This window comes from Phenylobacterium sp., assembly GCF_036821595.1.
Classification (GTDB): domain Bacteria; phylum Pseudomonadota; class Alphaproteobacteria; order Caulobacterales; family Caulobacteraceae; genus Phenylobacterium.
The window spans coordinates 1-14,589 of the sequence record NZ_DAISJG010000009.1 but is presented as its reverse complement, the minus strand read 5'-3'; the positions used below and the strand labels follow the sequence as shown (position 1 = coordinate 14,589).

Below are 14,589 nucleotides of genomic sequence, written 5' to 3'. Positions count from 1 at the left end.
TCGTGACGGGGCCGCGGGCGGCGGCGCGAAGGTTTTCCATAGAGGAGGTCGCCCCGCGGCGGCAAACCCTCAGCTCTGCGGCAGGCTGACCAGGAACCGCTCGGCGCTCTCCCAGACCACGAGGTCGGCGCGGCGCTCGTCCACCACGTCCCAGACCACCGACTTCGACCAGACGCACGTCACCTCTGCGAAGAGGGCCGAGAGCGCGCCGGCCAGCCCTTCCGCGTAGGAATAGCTGTCGCCGAACAGGAGCGCCCGGCGCGGGTCCGGAGCCTCCGGGTTGGCAAGGCGGTACTGGCTGCCGGTGTGCTGGCCGGTGCGCTCGTAGTGGCGGTTTTCCCAGGCGCGCGCTTGTGGTGCGGCGAGGCGGAGGCGGTCCTGCGGCGGGTTCGGGTCCAGGAAGTGGGCGGCGAGATCGACAGGCTCGTGCGTCCGGGCGACGGTGAAGACGGCACTCTCGACGTCCACCTCCGGCGCGGCCGCGGACAGGAGCTGACGGACGACGGCAAGGCAGCCGGAGGCCGTCCAATGGGAGTCGTGGCGCAGGCACGCCGGCCCTTCGGCCTTGCAGGCCAGCAGGGCGGCTTCTCCATAGAGGAGCCTGGCGTCGGCGCCGGCCAGGGCGGCGAGCCGGCGGAGCGGTCGGGCGGCGCCGTCCGGCGCGCCCTCGGGCCAGCGCGCCTCCGGATAGACGACCTGCTTCTCGGGAATGACGAGGTTCCACAGCTGGATCCTGCGGGCCTCGGCCTCGGCCTGGCGGGCGGCGAGCACACGGGCCCAGGTGGCCTTCCAGGACTCCGGCGGCGGCGGGCCGGCGTACTGGGTTTCCCAGCGGTTGCCGCCGTCGCCGATGAAGAGGTAGCCGTCCACGCCCGCCACGGCCGCGCCGTTCGTGGAGACCTGGCCGGGCCGCAGGCGGCTGGCCGGATGGCCGAGGGCGGCCGCGTCCAACTTCTCGTCCAGCGCGCGGATCTCGGCCGCCGTCAGCCGCGGGCGGGCGGCCCCGCTCATTCCCGGCGGCCCGGCTCCACCAGGCCCATCTTGGCGAGGCGGACGACCAGCTCGGTGACGGCTTCGGGACGGACGCCGAGCGCCTGGGCGAGGTCGCGCACCGTGGCCGCGCCGGCAAGGGCGGCGAAGACCTTCTCCAGGGCGTCGGGGGCGAGCTTGAAGAAGGAGAGCAGGGGATGCTCGGTCAGCGACAGGTAGCGCTCGGCGCTCGCGCCGGGCGCCAGGGCGATGGGCGTGTCCGCATCCACGTGGGCCGTGGGGTAGTGGGCGAAGGCCGCGAACGGGTCGGGGCGGCTGGGCGCGGCGGACGGCGCCGCGGAGAAGAGGCCCGGGTGCTCGGCCCGGGCGCGCCGGCGCATGGCGTCCTGCTCGGCCCACAGCGCCTGGTACTGCCGCCAGATCACGGCCCAGTCGAAGAGCTCGCGGGCGCGGGCTTGGCCCGACCGGCCCATCTTCCGGCGGAGGTCGAGGCTGGCGACCAGCTCGCACATGCGCTCGACGAGCGGGGCCATGTCCACCGACACCGCCGTGCTGGCGCGGGCCAGGAACAGGTCGTAGTCGGTCGCCTCCACCTCGTAGTCCCGGGCCGCGGCCTCGCCGGCCCCTGGCGCGGGCTGCCAGGTGGGGATGCGGAAGCCGTCGACCCCGTCGCGGACGGTGTCCTTGTAGCCGTTCCAGTCGGTGACGAGGACCGGAAGGCCCGCGGCCATGGCCTCCACGGGCGTGATGCCGAAGGTCTCCTGGATGCTGTCGGCCAGGGAGACGAAGAGGTCGGCCGCCATCCAGCTCTGGCGGTAGAGCGCCGGGTCCTTGCCGTCCAGGAACACGCAGCGCACGTCCGGGCAGAACCGGGCGACGGCGGTGCGGAAGCCCTGCTCGATGGCGGCATTGAAGAACTGGCCGGCGTGAACCAGCACGATCCGCTTGCCGGTCCGCTCGGCGGCCGCCTGCAGGGCCAGGTACATGGGATAGGGGTGGGCCTTGCCGTTGAACGACAGCCGCCCGGCGAACAGGGCGACGACCTCGTCCTCGGCGAGCTCGAGGGCGGCGCGGGCGCCGGCGCGGTCGTCGCCCGTGAAGGCGAAATCCTCGCAGTGGGCGCCCAGCGGGATCTTCGGCAGCATCGGACGCGGCGCGGCGGCGGCAGGGCCGAACCGCCATCTCAGGTACTCGTCCTGCGCCCCGAGCGTGGTCTCCAGCACGCCGACGGCTGCGGTCGAGGTGCAGACGATGGCGTCCCAGGGCATCACCGGCGCCACCGACAGGTCGGCGATGATGTCCATCGCCCCGGCGCTGGCCAGCGTATGGGTCACGCCGCAGATGGCGTAGCGGTCCAGGCCCGCCCGCAGCCGCGCCCGCGCCGACAGCCCGATGGCGTGGTCCGGGCGATAGAGCACCCCCACATCGCCCAGCGCTTCCAGCCGGCGGGCGTGGATCCAGCGGATCTGGGCGGTGGGATCGAGCTCCGCCACCCGGTCCCGGAAGGCCTCGGCGGACGCCTGGCGCGGGGTGTAGGCGAAGAGCGGCTGGCCCCCATGGCCCTTGACCGCAGCGCGCAGGAACCCGTCGCCGGCGGCCTGGCGCCCCATCAGCTTGGGCCCGGTCATCAGGTAGCCGTCAGGCTCGAAGAGGATGGCGGCGTTCACGGCCCGCCGCTTAACATGGCCCCGGGCCGCGGCCCAAGTTCGTTCAGAAGGGAAGAACCGGCTTGAAACTCAACCTTGGCTGCGGCTTCGACAAGCGCGAGGGCTGGCTGAACGTCGACAACTTCCCCGAATGCGAGCCCGACCAGCGGCTGGACATCGAGCAGACCCCCTGGGACCTGCCGGACGACGCCTTCGAGCATGTCCTGATGAAGCATGTGCTCGAGCACGTGGGCGCCGACTTCAAGGTGTTCGCCGCGGTGATGCGCGAGCTGCACCGGGTGACTCGCGCCGACGGGGTCGTGGAGATCCACGTGCCGCACGTCCGTCACGACACCTACTGGTCGGACCCGACCCACGTCCGGGCGTTCACGCCGCTCACCTTCCAGATGATGTCCAAGCGCCAGAACCGCGCCTGGATGGAGGCGCGCGCCAACTACACCATGCTGGCCTTCGTCATGGACGTGGACTTCGAGGTCGAGGGGATCGTGCAGGTCTACGACCCCTACTGGTGGGGGCAGGTGGAGCGCGGCGAACTGACCCGCGAGGCCCTGCGGCAGATCGCCAACGAGCGCTGGAACGTGGTTCGCGAGCTGCAGGTCCGGCTGCGGGCGGTGAAGCCTAGCTGACGCTCGCCGCCACCTGCCGCAGCCCGGAGAGCACCTGTGAGCGGTGCGCCTCGGCGTGTTCGTCCGGGTGGCGCAGCAGCTTGAGCCCGTCCAGGTGAACCTCCACCATCGGCCAGCTGAACCGGCCGGCGGACTGGAAGCGGTGGATCAGTTCGCAGAGGCTGTAGGCGGCCTCGCCCAGCTGTCCCAGCCCGAAAACGCCGCCCACCGCCACGATGCGGTTGGCCTCGTCGTACATGCGCGAGAGCAGGTCCGGCGCGACGCCGCCGCGCTGCGCCTCCCCGAGCGTCAGGATCTCGTGCAGCGCGCGGTCGATGTCGGCGAGGGTCGGCTCGCGCACCTGCTCGACGCGGGCCTCGGCCGCGGCGATGGCCTCCTCCGCGGACATCCCGCCCTTCTTGACCACGGTCTTGGCCAGCCGGTTCTCGTACTTGAAAAAATTGGCCGTTTTCACGCGACGGCTCTCCTCGGGTTAAGCAGGGCGTCGATCTCCGCCTGGTCCAGGTCGGGACCCACGGCGACGCCGATTTCCGTGCCCAGGTCATCGTGGCGCCGGCCCTTCTCGCCGGGCGGCGGGCCGAAGGCCTTGTGGCGCCGGTCGGGCCCCGCATAGGTCTCGCATTCCACGAACTGGCGCTGCTCCTTCGCGAGCCAGAGGACGCGGTCGTACATGATGGTCGGCGTGATCGGCTTGGCGACCACGAAGTTGGCGCCGCAGTCGCGGGCGCGCTCGATGCTGGCCGGGGCGGTATGGCCGCAGACCAGCAGGATGGGGATCAGGCGGTTGGCGTTCTCCTGCAGGCGGCGGATGTGCATGACGAGGTCGTAGCCCGCCCCGTCGGCCATGTCGGCGTCGACCACCATCAGGTCGAAGGTGGCGGCCGCCAGCATGGCGTTGGCGTCGTCCACGGTCGGGCACTTGCGGATGCCCTTGACGCCGAAGCCGATGAACATCTGACCCAGGATGTCGAGCTCGGTGGCGCTGTCCTGCACCAGGAGGACCGTCGCCTTGCTCAGGTTCAGACGGGCTTCGGCGTTCACCTCAGTCCCCGAAGAAGTCAATTTCCCCTGGCTCGGCCTCCAGCGGCGCATGGCCGGCGATGGCGCGGGCGAGGTCGGTCAGCGGCAGGGCCTTCAGCGCGTGGCTGGGGTCGATGGTCCACTCGTGCGGCAGGTCCGCCCCGAGCGCGCCGAGGAACTGGGCCAGCCCCGCGGCCCGCTGGGTGATCAGGTCGAGGCTCTGGGCCTCCAGCCCGGTCGAGGCCAGCGAATGCGAGAGCGAGCTCTGCAGCGCCTCGCAGCAGGCGGACAGCTCCGAGAGCTGCTTGGCGCAGGCGCCGACCAGATGCCCCAGGGACTGCTCGGAGTCGTACATCAGAAGAGCTCCACGCCGCCGGCCTGCGGCTCGGGGAGCGGCTTGAGCCGGGTCTCGGCCTCGAAGGCCTCGCGATTGTCGAGGAACACCTGACGGGCTCGGCCGCTCACGGGCCAGTACTGGATGCGCCGGCCGGAATCGCCGCGCAGGGAGCCGCCCACGTGGGCCAGCTTCTCGCGCGCCAGGAATTCCTCGGCGAACTTGGCGTTCATGGCGCCCACGTCCGTCAGGCCCTTCAGCAGCCGTCCGCCGCCGAACAGCTTGCACTCCAGCCGCTCGCGTTTCGCCCCGTGGGCGAGCAGGGCGTTCACCAGCAGCTCCATGGCGTGAACGCCGTAGCGCATGGAATCGGCGTCGCTCCCGCCGGTCTTGGGACCGCCGGGCAGGAGGAAGTGGTTCATGCCGCCCACGCCCGCGACGGGATCGCGCATGCACGCGGCCACGCAGCTGCCCAGGATGGTGGTCAGCACGGCGTCGGGATCGTCGGTCACGAGGTGCTCGCCCTGGACCACGTGCAGCGGCCGCTTGGCGATCCCCTCGTAGCGGGCGGCGTGGCGGGTCATGTCAGGGCGCCGAAGACCGCCTCGATCTTCCCCTTCAGCTGGGCGACGGTGAAGGGCTTCACCAGGTAGTTGTTGACGCCGAACTGCACCGCCCGCTGCACCAGCTCCTTGTCCGCCCGGCCGGTCAGCATGATGAAGGCCGTCGAGCGGATCGGCTCGTGGCTGCGGATCGCGCGCAGCAGGCCCAGCCCGTCCAGCTTGGGCATGTTGTAGTCGGAGATCACCAGGCTCGGCGGCTGGGTCAGCACGCAGCGCAGGCCGGCCTCGCCGTCCCCGGCTTCCTGGAAGTCCTTGAAGCCAAGCTGCTCCAGGCCCGTGCGGACCAGCGAGCGCATGGTTTGCTGATCGTCGACGATGACGACCTTCAGGGAGGAGGCAGCGGGCATCAGCTTTTCTCGACTGCAGAATTGGCGGGCGCTTTCAGCATCTCGGCGGCCAGCCGGTCGAGCGGCGCCTGGCGCTCGACGGCTCCGATCTCGAACGCGGCCTTGGGCATGCCGTAGACCACGCAGCTGGCCTCGTCCTGGCCGAGCGTCCGGGCGCCGGCCTGGCGCATGGCCAGCAGGCCCTGGGCGCCGTCCCGGCCCATGCCGGTGAGGATCGCGCCCACGCCCCTGGGCCCCACGGTCCGGGCCATGGACTGGAACAGGACATCGACCGACGGGCAGTGGCCGTTCACCCGATCGCCCGGCTGCACGCGGCAGCGCAGGGACGCGCCGCCGCTGACCTCCAGATGGCTCTCGCCGCCGGGGGCGAGGTAGACCCGCCCGGGCTCCAGCGGGGCGCCGTCGCGCGCCTCCTCGCAGGTCGGGGCGCAGAGGCGGTCCAGCCGCTCGGCGAAGCTCTTGGTGAAGGTCGCCGGCATATGCTGGGTGATGACGGTCGGCGGGCAGTTGGCCGGGAAGCGGCTCAGGACGGCGATCAGCGCCTCGACGCCGCCGGTGGAGGAGCCGATGGCGATGACGCGACCGTCGGGCGCGTGGTCGAGCTTCTCGGGCGTCGGCGCGGTCGTCTCGCGCGGGCGCACCCGGGCCCGGGCCGCGGCCTTCACCTTGGCGGCGAGGTCGTCGAAGGAGTCGAGGCCGCCGGTCGAGGGCTTGGCCACGCAGTCGATGGCGCCCAGCGACAGGGCCTCCAGCGTCGCCTCGGCCCCCCGCACGGTGAGGGTGGACACCATCACCACCGGCATCGGCCGCAGGCGCATGATCTTCTCGAGGAACTCCAGGCCGTTCATGTTCGGCATCTCGACGTCGAGGGTGATGACGTCGGGGTTCAGGGCCTTGATCGCCTCGCGCGCCTCCAGCGGATCGCCGGCCTGGCCGATGACCTCGATCTCCGGATCCCGCCGCAGGGTGGCGGAGATCAGGCTGCGCATGGTGGCGCTGTCGTCGACGACGAGGACCCGGATCATCGGGCGGCTCCGGTGAAGCGGTAGGTGGTGACGCCGTCGGTGACGAAGCGGTGCGCGTCGGGGCCGCTGACGCGTTCGGAGTGTCCGATGTAGAGGCGCGCGCCCGGCGCCATGAGCGGCACGAAGCGGCTGAAGATCTTCGCCTGGGTCTCTTCCTCGAAGTAGATCAGGACGTTGCGGCAGAAGATGGCCTGGAACTGACGCTTCATCGGCCATTCGCCGATCAGGTTGAGTTCGTTGAACACCACCAGCCGCTTCAGCGGCTCGGAGGCGCGCCAGGACTCGCCCTCGCGCTCGAACCAGCGGGCCCGCAGCTCGCCCGGGACCGGGGCCATGACCGAGGCGCCGTAGAGGCCCTCGCGGCCCTCGGCCAGCATCTTGGTGTCGATGTCGCTGGCGAGGATGCGGATGTCGTGGTCAGGGGCCTCGGGCATCAGCGACAGGATGGTCAGGGCGATGGAATAGGCTTCCTGGCCGTTGGACGAGCCCGCCGACCAGATCCGCAGCGACCCGCCGCGGCGCACCTGCGCCAGCAGGTCGGGCAGCACCTGGGTCTTCAGGTGATCGAAGTGGTGCGGCTCGCGGAAGAAGCGGGTGACGTTGGTGGTCAGCGCCACGATCATCTGCTGGCGTTCGTCCAGCCCGTCCTTGCCGGAGACCAGGGCGCAGTAGTCGCGGAAGCTTTCCAGCCCGAGCGCCCGCAGGCGCTTGGCGAGGCGGGAGTAGACCAGGGTGGCCTTGGTCTCGGGCAGGGCGATGCCCGCCGCCGCGTGCAGCGTCTGGGCGATCAGCCGAAAGTCGTCGGCCGTGAACGTGAACTCGCCGTCCACCAGCTGTTCACGGCGGCCTTCCCGGGGAGTCATCTGGCCGGTGACGCTCATGCAGCGGCTTCGAGCTCGCTCTCGGGCAGGACCCGGTCGAGCGAGATGAACGACACCATGCGGCCGTCGATGGCGAGCAGGCCGCGCACGAAGTTCCGGACCATCTCGGAGGCGACGTCGGGCGTCGGCTGGATCATGTCGTCGCTGACGGTGAGGATATCGGAGACCGCGTCCACCAGCAGGCCGACGATCTGCTTCTCCACCTGGGCGACGATGATCACGTGGCGGGCGGTGGGGTCGGCGGCGCCGAGGCCCAGGCGGGCGCCCAGGTCCACGATCGGCAGCACCGCGCCGCGCAGGTTGATCACGCCGCGCACGAAGGCCGGGGCCTGCGGCAGCGCGGTCGCCGGCGTCCAGCCGCGGATCTCGCGCACGTCCATGATGTCGACGCAGAATTCCTGCGAGCCGATGCGGAAGGAGATGAGCTCACGGCCGAGGCCGGCGGCGGTGGGGGACTCGCTCATGGGGTTCATCCTGCTTGCAGAAGACGCGGCGCCTCGCTCGCCTTGGAGGCGGCGACGAGGGCGTCGATGTCGAGGATCAGGGCGACGCGGCCGTCGCCCAGGATGGTGGCGGCCGCGATGCCGGGCACGCGGCGGTAGTTGGCTTCCAGGCTCTTGATGACGACCTGGCGCTGGCCCTGGATGGCGTCCACCAGCAGGACCGCGCGGGCGCCGCCTTCGCCCTCGATGAGCAGGGCGACGCCCTCCTCGGGATCGAGCGGCTCGGAGCGGTAGCCCAGCGCCATGCCCACATCCACCAGCGGGACGTAGCTGCCGCGGATCGAGATGACCCGCGCCCCGCCGCCCAGGCTGTGGGCGTCCGATGACTTCGGTTGCAGGGTCTCGACGATGGCGGTCAGCGGCGCGATCAGGGTCTGGTCGCCGGACGACAGCACCATGCCGTCGAGCACGGCCAGGGTGAGCGGAAGGCTCATGGTGAAGGTGGACCCCAGGCCCGGCCGCGAGGCGATCGAGATGCGGCCGCCCAGTTCCTGGATGGAGCGTTTGACCACGTCCATGCCGACGCCGCGGCCCGAGATGTCGGAGACCTCGCTGGCGGTGGAGAAGCCCGGCGCGAAGATCAGGTTGTCGGTCTCCTCGTCGGTGAGGACGGCGTCGGGGGCGATCAGGCCCTTGTCGATGGCGATCTGCTTCACGCGCTCGCGGTTGATGCCCGCGCCGTCGTCGGCGACCTCGATGACGATGCGGCCCGAGCGGTGCAGGGCCGAGAGACGCACCACGCCTTCGGGGTCCTTGCCGGCTTCCTTCCGCTTCTCGGGCTTCTCGAGCCCGTGGTCGATGGCGTTGCGGATCATGTGGGTCAGGGGATCGGCGAGGCGCTCGATCACCGTCTTGTCCACCTCGGTGCCTTCGCCGTCGGTGACGAGGCGAACGTGCTTGCCGGTGGCGCTCGCCACCTCGCGGGCCAGCCGGGGCATCCGCTGGAAGACGGACTTCACCGGCTGGGCCCGGATGGCCATGACGCTGTCCTGGATCTCCCGGGTCAGCTGCTCCAGCTCGTCCAGGCCCATGGCGACGCTGGAGGCGCGGGCGAGGCCGGCCTCGGTCACGCGCTGGGCCAGCATGGCCTGGTTGATGACCAACTCGCCGACCAGGTCGATCAGGCGGTCGACCCGGTCCAGGTCGACGCGGATGGTGGGGGCGGCCTGAGCCGCGGCCGCCGGCGCCGCCTTGGCGGCGGGCGGACCCGCGGCCGGAGCGCCGGAAGGGGCCGCCGTCTTGGGCTCAGGCGCCGGGGTAGGGTCCTCGGTGGCGGCCTCCTGGGCCTTGGCGATCAGGGCGGCGATGTCGAGGTCGCCGGCGGCGTCGGCGGGCGCGGCGGCAGGCGCGGCCTCGACGGGCGCGGCCTCGCTGCCGACGCCGGCGGCCCGGACCTCGAGGTCGCAGTCGGAATCGACGAATTCGAAGACCTCGCGGACCGCGCCTTCGGTGGCTTCGCTGCGCAGGCGGACGGTCCAGGCGAGGTAGGCGCCTTCCGGGTCCAGGTGCGGCAGCAGCGGCAGGGCCGAGGCGTCGAGTTCGACCTCCACCTCGCCCAGGCGCGACAGCTCGCGCAGCAGCAGGACGGTCTCGTTCGCCTTGGCGTAGAGGTCGGCGCGAGGCTTGAACATCACGGTCCAGCCGCCGGCCCCGCCGGCCGGCGGGGCCGGGGCGGCCGGCGCGCCCACGGCGAGCGGCTGGAAGTCCAGGTCGCCCATGCCGTCGTCGCCGTCGTCGGCGGCGTCGTCCTCGCCGCCCACGAAGGCCTTCAGCTCTGCGGCGAGGTCCTCGCAGCGGGCCTCGTCGACCGCGCCGCCGTCGCGCGCGGCGCGCACCAGGTCGGTCAGCACGTCGGCCGAGCGTAGCATGACCTTCAGGAGGTCGGGGGTGGGCGCCAGCTTCTCGCTGCGCACCTGGTCGAGCGTCGTCTCGAAGACGTGGGCGAAGCGCACCAGGTCGTCCAGACCGAACGCGCCGGCCCCGCCCTTCACCGAGTGCACGGCGCGGAAGACGGCGTTCACCGTCTCGGAGCCGTCGTCGCCGGCGTCCATCGCCATGAGACCGGCTTCCAGTTCCGCGAGCTGCTCCTCGCATTCCTGGAAGAAGGTCGCCTTGATCTCCGCCATCGGGTCCACGGGGGAGGCTCCTTTAGGCGGCGACGCGGCGGATCGCGTCCACCAGCTTCTCGGGATTGAACGGCTTCACGATCCAGCCCGTCGCGCCGGCGTCGCGGGCGCGCTGCTTCTTCTCGGGATCGCTCTCCGTGGTCAGCACCAGGATCGGGATGGCCCGGTGGCGCTCGTCGGCGCGGACGCCTTCGATGAAGCCGTAGCCGTCGAGCCGGGGCATGTTGATGTCGGTGACGATGACGTCGGGGCTGTTGTCGTCCAGCACCTCCAGGCCGTGCTGGCCGTCCTCGGCCTGCAGGACCACGTAGCCGGCCTGCACCAGCGCCAGCCGGAGCATGTCGCGCATGGTCCGGGAATCGTCGACCGTGAGAATCGTCAGGCTCATGCGGCAAGCTCCGCGCGTTCGAAGAAGGTCGGGTAAGGGGCGCCCAGGAGGGCGAGCGTCTCGACGAAGGGCCCGGACGGATCGGTGACGCCGAAGCCCACCCCGTCTTCCGCCCAGGTGTTGCGGGCCGACAGCAGCACCTGCAGGCACTGCGCGCCCAGACGCTCCACGCCCGAGGCGTCGATCGCCAGTTCCCGGCCACGCAGCGCCAGCAGCGCCTCTGCCAGCGGCGTCGCCGCCTTCAGGTCGAGCACGGGTGCGAGGCTCAGGCTCGCGGGAGGTGCGTCTTCAGGACTGCTCATGGCCTAGAATTCTTCCCAGCTATCTTGGTCGGCGGCGGGTTGCGGGGCGCGCAGGGCGCCGCCGCCGGCCGCATGGGTCGAGACGGTCTTCATGGCGGGGCGGGCGACCGGAGCCGCGGGGCGGGCGGCCGGCGCCGGCCGGCGGACGGAGGCCGCCGCGGTCTCCTGGCCGACCTGGAAGCGGCTGATCAGCCTGGCCAGCTCCTCGGTCTCCTGGGCCAGGCTGTGGCTGGCGGCGGTGGACTGCTCGACCATGGCCGCGTTCTGCTGCGTCACCTGGTCCATCTGGTTCACGGCGGTGTTCACCTGGTGCAGGCCCGTGGCCTGCTCGTGGGCGGACGCGGCGATCTCGGACACCACGCCGGTGATGTCGGCGACCTGCTCGACGATCCGGTTGAGCGCCTCGCCGGTCTCGCCGACCAGGGCGACGCCCTGCTCCACCTGGGCGGTGGAGGCCGAGATCAGGGTCTTGATCTCCTTGGCGGCGTCGGCGGAGCGCTGGGCGAGCGCGCGGACCTCGGAGGCGACGACCGCGAAGCCGCGGCCGGCGTCGCCGGCCCGGGCCGCTTCGACCCCGGCGTTCAGGGCCAGCAGGTTGGTCTGGAAGGCGATCTCGTCGATGACGCCGATGATCTGGCTGATCTGGCCGGCCGACTTCTCGATCTCGCTCATGGCGGCGACCGCCTGGCTGACGATCTCGCCGGAGCGCTCGGCGTCGGCGCGGGCGGTGGAGACCACGTCGCGGGCATGGTTGGCGCCTTCGGCGGTCTTGCGGACGGTGGCGGTGATCTCGTCGAGCGCCGCCGCCGTCTCCTCCAGGCTCGCGGCCTGCTGCTCGGTGCGCCGCGACAGGTCGTCGGCCGCCTGGGTGATCTCGTCGGCGCCGGAGCGCAGGCCGCGGGTGTTGCTGGTGATGACCTTCATGGTCTCCTGCAACTGGCCCATGGCGCCGTTGAAGTCGGCGCGCAGCTTCTCGTACTCGGCCGCGAACGGCTCGTTCAGGCGGAACACCAGGTCGCCGGCGGCCAGCTTCTCGAGGCCGTCGGCGATGCCGTCGACCACCTTCTGCTGCTGGCGCGCGGCCTCGGCCTTGGCGGCCTCGTTGCGCTGGCGCTCTTCCTCGACGGCCTTGGCCTGCTCGGCGCTCATGCCCTCCAGGCGCAGCTTCTCCAGCGCCTGGTCCTTGAAGGTCTGGACGGCGCCGGCCATCTCGCCGATCTCGTCCCTGCGACCCATGCCTGGGATGTCGACGGTGTTGTCACCGCCGGCCAGCCTGCGCATCGCCTCGGTCATGTCGACCACCGGACGGGCGACCAGCTTCGACAGCAGCCAGGCTGCGGCGGCCGCGGACAGGAAGGCGAACGCGGCGCCGACGGCGAGCACGATATTGGCCGTCGCGATGGCCCGCACCTGGCTCTCGAGGCGCTGGGCGCTGAGCTTCTTCTGCGCGGTCTCCAGGACCGCGATGGACCCGCGCAGCTTGCCGAGGGTCTTCATCCCGAGGATGGCCATGGCCTCGCCCCGGGTGGCGGGATCGCGCGCCAGCGCCAGGGGCTTCTCGGCGTATTCCGGACGCCATTCCGTGAAGAGCTTCTGCAGGTCCTCGGCGCGCTGGCGCTGGTGCGGGTCCCGGTGGTTGGCGATGAAGCTGTCGAGCGCGGCGTCGGTCGCGGCGACCTGCTCGCGATAGGTCTTCTCGAAGCTCGGATCCTGGCCGATGGCGAACCCGCGGATCGCGTTCTGCTGCTCGATCAGGCCGGTCTTCACCACGTCCAGTTCGAGCGTGCGATCGTTGCCGACCTCCTTGAGCCGGGAGAGTTCCTCGATGTGCCGCAGCTGCGAGAAGACGACCACGTTGGAGGTCACGGACACGGCGATGACCGCCGCGAACGCAATCATTAGCTTGCGGGAGATCTTCAAGTTGTTGAGAAACATCTATTCGGTCTCAGGGCGATTTTCTTGGGGCCTGGGTATGGTCATCGCCATCTGATGCAGTGCCTGTTGAAAAATGATTACCGAATGTTGGCCAAGCTCAGGTCAAATACCTGACACAAACAATAGTTATCGTGATAATCATTGGTCAAAGCGAGATCTATTCAGTTAACGTTAGGTCATACCGCGCATTCTCAAGAGGCATTCCGATTCGTGAGAACGCCGCGATGCTTCGGTCCGGACACAATGTCGCATTGCAGCAAATGGTTCGCTGGCTAGCTTGCCGGCGCATTGCTCAGCTTGCCGAAGCCCTGCCTGCCTTTTGGGTTTTTCGTTCTGGAGACTTTGGATGTCCTGCAGTCACCGCGTGCCTTCCGACGCTGAGATCCGCGCCGCCCTTGCGCAGGGTCTCCTGCTCGCCGGCCGACGGTGGCGGGCCCGGCTCAACGAGCGCCTGAAGGTCATCGGCCAGACGGACGCCCGCTGCGCGGCGCTGGCGGAGATCGCGGGCGCCGAGCACGGCGTGGTGCAGCGGGAGCTGTCGCAGCGGCTGGGCGTCGAGGAGCCCACGGTGGTGCGGCTCGTCGATGCGCTGGAGGCCCAGAACTGGGTGGAGCGGCGCGCCCACGACGGAGACCGCCGCGCCAAGGTGGTGCAGATCAAGCCGGCCGCGGCTCCCGTCCTGGAACAGGCCCAGGAGATCGTCGCCGACATGCATGAGCGGCTGTTCGCGGACATCAATCCCGCCGACCTGGACGCCTGCCTGCGCGTGCTGGGCCAGCTCTCGGACCGTCTCGAGCGGGACTGATCCCGCCGCCTAGCTGAGCGGGCGACCGACCCGCTCGTGCGCCTGGCGAACGATTTTCCCCGGCACGGCTTGGCCGACCCGCGCCAGCCCCTTCAGTGTCTTGCGTGCGACCTCGCGTCGCAGGGGCCGCACGGGCAGCTCCAGACGGCGCCGCAGGTCCGGCGGGACGAGGTCGATGGCGGCCTCCACGACGAGCGGCTGCAGGGCGCGGCCCGCGAGCCCGAGCGGCGACGTGGTCGAGACGATCTTCAGGAACTCGCCGATGATCGGATGCGGCCGCAGGCTCGGCCGCATGCGGTCGAACAGGGCGTCGACCTCGGCCACGGAGCCGGGCGGCTCGGGCGCCCCGAAGGCGCGGCCGAGCGCGGCGCCCTCCGCGTGGTAGCGATCCTGGTCGGCCAGGCTCATCTCCGGCTCGAGGTAGCGCCGGTAGGCGTTGAGGAATCCCCAGCCGGCGGTGACGTGCACCCAGGTCATCAGTTCGGGCTCGAGGGCGGTGTAGGCCTGGCCTTCGGGCGTCGTCCCGGAGACCCGCTGGTGCATCCGCGTGACCATGTCGATGCGCGCCTGCGCGGCGGCGGTGGGTCCAAAGGTGACGATCGTCGACGCCTCGCCGGTGCGCTGCATGCGCGCCAGGGGGTCGGTGCGGAAGGTGGAATGGTCCCAGACGCCCGAGCGCACCCGCGGCTCGGCCAGTTCCAGGATGACCGCCGCCACGCCTCCGACGGCCAGCGCCACGGGATTGGCGCTGACCTTCCAGGCCATGGAATCCGGACCGAAGAACCCGGGGTCGCCCTTCGGCTCCCGATAGTTCACCCGCCCCCCAGGCAGGGCGTCGAACAGCGGCCGAGGGCTCACGCGCCGCGGCCGCCGGGGCTCACGCCTCGGCCTCGAGGGCCGCGGCGGTGGGGAACTGCCGCGACAGGCGCGCGGAGGCCTCCTTCAGCGAGTCGATGGCGAGGTCGACCTCCTGCCGCTGGGCCTCCAGGGCGGCGATCCGCCGGCGGAAGATCTTCA

17 protein-coding genes are annotated in these 14,589 nt (G+C 71.0%); 2 read left to right on the top strand and 15 right to left on the bottom strand.

The genetic code is table 11. The features are described 5' to 3' along the window. Positions 1 to 69 precede the first annotated feature (69 nt). Both V7Z97_RS06965 and V7Z97_RS06960 read right to left on the bottom strand, forming a co-directional pair. A complete protein-coding gene (locus tag V7Z97_RS06965) occupies positions 70 to 1,011 on the bottom strand; it encodes an alginate O-acetyltransferase AlgX-related protein (RefSeq protein ID WP_334162353.1) in 942 nt (313 codons plus the stop codon). Further along, positions 1,008 to 2,657 carry a glycosyltransferase gene (locus tag V7Z97_RS06960; protein ID WP_334162352.1) on the bottom strand — a complete coding sequence of 550 codons (1,650 nt, stop codon included), beginning with the start codon at positions 2,655 to 2,657 and terminating at the stop codon, positions 1,008 to 1,010. The genes V7Z97_RS06965 and V7Z97_RS06960 overlap by 4 nt, the downstream gene beginning before the upstream one ends. Positions 2,658 to 2,719: 62 nt before the next feature. Here V7Z97_RS06960 and V7Z97_RS06955 point away from each other — a divergent pair, with 62 nt between their 5' ends. After that, a complete protein-coding gene (locus V7Z97_RS06955; protein ID WP_334162350.1) occupies positions 2,720 to 3,283 on the top strand; it encodes a class I SAM-dependent methyltransferase in 564 nt (187 codons plus the stop codon). Here the strand turns inward: V7Z97_RS06955 and V7Z97_RS06950 are convergent. Genes V7Z97_RS06950 through V7Z97_RS06895 form a run of 12 tightly spaced genes read right to left on the bottom strand, consistent with a single transcriptional unit; the run spans position 3,276 to position 12,731 of the window. Further along, the gene (locus V7Z97_RS06950; RefSeq protein ID WP_334162348.1) at positions 3,276 to 3,737 is read right to left on the bottom strand and encodes a hypothetical protein; all 462 of its coding nucleotides are present in this window, start codon (positions 3,735 to 3,737) and stop codon (positions 3,276 to 3,278) included. The two genes, V7Z97_RS06955 and V7Z97_RS06950, sit on opposite strands and share 8 nt — an antisense overlap. Next, positions 3,734 to 4,324 carry a response regulator gene (locus V7Z97_RS06945; RefSeq protein ID WP_334162347.1) on the bottom strand — a complete coding sequence of 197 codons (591 nt, stop codon included), beginning with the start codon at positions 4,322 to 4,324 and terminating at the stop codon, positions 3,734 to 3,736. The genes V7Z97_RS06950 and V7Z97_RS06945 overlap by 4 nt, the downstream gene beginning before the upstream one ends. A 1-nt stretch (position 4,325) precedes the next feature. Further along, the gene (locus V7Z97_RS06940) at positions 4,326 to 4,658 is read right to left on the bottom strand and encodes a hypothetical protein (RefSeq protein WP_334162346.1); all 333 of its coding nucleotides are present in this window, start codon (positions 4,656 to 4,658) and stop codon (positions 4,326 to 4,328) included. Further along, the gene (locus tag V7Z97_RS06935; protein WP_334162344.1) at positions 4,658 to 5,221 is read right to left on the bottom strand and encodes a chemotaxis protein CheD; all 564 of its coding nucleotides are present in this window, start codon (positions 5,219 to 5,221) and stop codon (positions 4,658 to 4,660) included. Before V7Z97_RS06935 ends, V7Z97_RS06940 begins: the two co-directional genes overlap by 1 nt. Further along, positions 5,218 to 5,607: a response regulator gene (locus tag V7Z97_RS06930; protein ID WP_334162343.1), complete on the bottom strand. Its 390-nt coding sequence runs from the start codon at positions 5,605 to 5,607 to the stop codon at positions 5,218 to 5,220. The genes V7Z97_RS06935 and V7Z97_RS06930 overlap by 4 nt, the downstream gene beginning before the upstream one ends. After that, complete coding sequence (locus tag V7Z97_RS06925; protein ID WP_334162342.1) at positions 5,607 to 6,632, bottom strand: protein-glutamate methylesterase/protein-glutamine glutaminase; 1,026 nt, start codon at positions 6,630 to 6,632, stop codon at positions 5,607 to 5,609. Before V7Z97_RS06925 ends, V7Z97_RS06930 begins: the two co-directional genes overlap by 1 nt. Then, on the bottom strand, positions 6,629 to 7,513 hold the full coding sequence (locus V7Z97_RS06920; protein ID WP_334162340.1) for a CheR family methyltransferase: 885 nt from the start codon (positions 7,511 to 7,513) through the stop codon (positions 6,629 to 6,631). The genes V7Z97_RS06925 and V7Z97_RS06920 overlap by 4 nt, the downstream gene beginning before the upstream one ends. After that, positions 7,510 to 7,977: a chemotaxis protein CheW gene (locus tag V7Z97_RS06915; protein ID WP_325462135.1), complete on the bottom strand. Its 468-nt coding sequence runs from the start codon at positions 7,975 to 7,977 to the stop codon at positions 7,510 to 7,512. Before V7Z97_RS06915 ends, V7Z97_RS06920 begins: the two co-directional genes overlap by 4 nt. A 5-nt stretch (positions 7,978 to 7,982) precedes the next feature. Then, the gene (locus V7Z97_RS06910; protein WP_334162338.1) at positions 7,983 to 10,151 is read right to left on the bottom strand and encodes a chemotaxis protein CheA; all 2,169 of its coding nucleotides are present in this window, start codon (positions 10,149 to 10,151) and stop codon (positions 7,983 to 7,985) included. A 13-nt stretch (positions 10,152 to 10,164) separates the two neighbouring features. Beyond that, on the bottom strand, positions 10,165 to 10,530 hold the full coding sequence (locus tag V7Z97_RS06905; protein ID WP_334162337.1) for a response regulator: 366 nt from the start codon (positions 10,528 to 10,530) through the stop codon (positions 10,165 to 10,167). Beyond that, the gene (locus V7Z97_RS06900) at positions 10,527 to 10,832 is read right to left on the bottom strand and encodes an STAS domain-containing protein (RefSeq protein WP_334162336.1); all 306 of its coding nucleotides are present in this window, start codon (positions 10,830 to 10,832) and stop codon (positions 10,527 to 10,529) included. Before V7Z97_RS06900 ends, V7Z97_RS06905 begins: the two co-directional genes overlap by 4 nt. 3 nt (positions 10,833 to 10,835) lie before the next feature. After that, on the bottom strand, positions 10,836 to 12,731 hold the full coding sequence (locus V7Z97_RS06895) for a methyl-accepting chemotaxis protein (RefSeq protein WP_334162335.1): 1,896 nt from the start codon (positions 12,729 to 12,731) through the stop codon (positions 10,836 to 10,838). A gap of 382 nt (positions 12,732 to 13,113) precedes the next feature. Here V7Z97_RS06895 and V7Z97_RS06890 point away from each other — a divergent pair, with 382 nt between their 5' ends. Beyond that, positions 13,114 to 13,572, top strand: a complete 459-nt coding sequence (locus tag V7Z97_RS06890; RefSeq protein WP_334162334.1) for a MarR family winged helix-turn-helix transcriptional regulator — start codon at positions 13,114 to 13,116, stop codon at positions 13,570 to 13,572. Between the two features lie 9 nt (positions 13,573 to 13,581). Here V7Z97_RS06890 and V7Z97_RS06885 read toward each other — a convergent pair whose 3' ends face one another. Next, on the bottom strand, positions 13,582 to 14,430 hold the full coding sequence (locus V7Z97_RS06885) for an oxygenase MpaB family protein (protein ID WP_334162333.1): 849 nt from the start codon (positions 14,428 to 14,430) through the stop codon (positions 13,582 to 13,584). Positions 14,431 to 14,589 lie beyond the last annotated feature (159 nt).

Bases quoted from the DNA above. Each gene is read 5' to 3' on its own strand.
- V7Z97_RS06920 (WP_334162340.1), bottom strand. From the start codon at position 7,513: ATGAGCGTCACCGGCCAGATGACTCCCCGGGAAGGCCGCCGTGAACAG.
- V7Z97_RS06905 (WP_334162337.1), bottom strand. From the start codon at position 10,530: ATGAGCCTGACGATTCTCACGGTCGACGATTCCCGGACCATGCGCGAC.
- V7Z97_RS06940 (WP_334162346.1), bottom strand. From the start codon at position 4,658: ATGTACGACTCCGAGCAGTCCCTGGGGCATCTGGTCGGCGCCTGCGCC.
- V7Z97_RS06890 (WP_334162334.1), top strand. From the start codon at position 13,114: ATGTCCTGCAGTCACCGCGTGCCTTCCGACGCTGAGATCCGCGCCGCC.
- V7Z97_RS06915 (WP_325462135.1), bottom strand. From the start codon at position 7,977: ATGAGCGAGTCCCCCACCGCCGCCGGCCTCGGCCGTGAGCTCATCTCC.
- V7Z97_RS06965 (WP_334162353.1), bottom strand. From the start codon at position 1,011: ATGAGCGGGGCCGCCCGCCCGCGGCTGACGGCGGCCGAGATCCGCGCG.
- V7Z97_RS06900 (WP_334162336.1), bottom strand. From the start codon at position 10,832: ATGAGCAGTCCTGAAGACGCACCTCCCGCGAGCCTGAGCCTCGCACCC.
- V7Z97_RS06935 (WP_334162344.1), bottom strand. From the start codon at position 5,221: ATGACCCGCCACGCCGCCCGCTACGAGGGGATCGCCAAGCGGCCGCTG.
- V7Z97_RS06930 (WP_334162343.1), bottom strand. From the start codon at position 5,607: ATGCCCGCTGCCTCCTCCCTGAAGGTCGTCATCGTCGACGATCAGCAA.
- V7Z97_RS06895 (WP_334162335.1), bottom strand. From the start codon at position 12,731: ATGATTGCGTTCGCGGCGGTCATCGCCGTGTCCGTGACCTCCAACGTG.
- V7Z97_RS06925 (WP_334162342.1), bottom strand. From the start codon at position 6,632: ATGATCCGGGTCCTCGTCGTCGACGACAGCGCCACCATGCGCAGCCTG.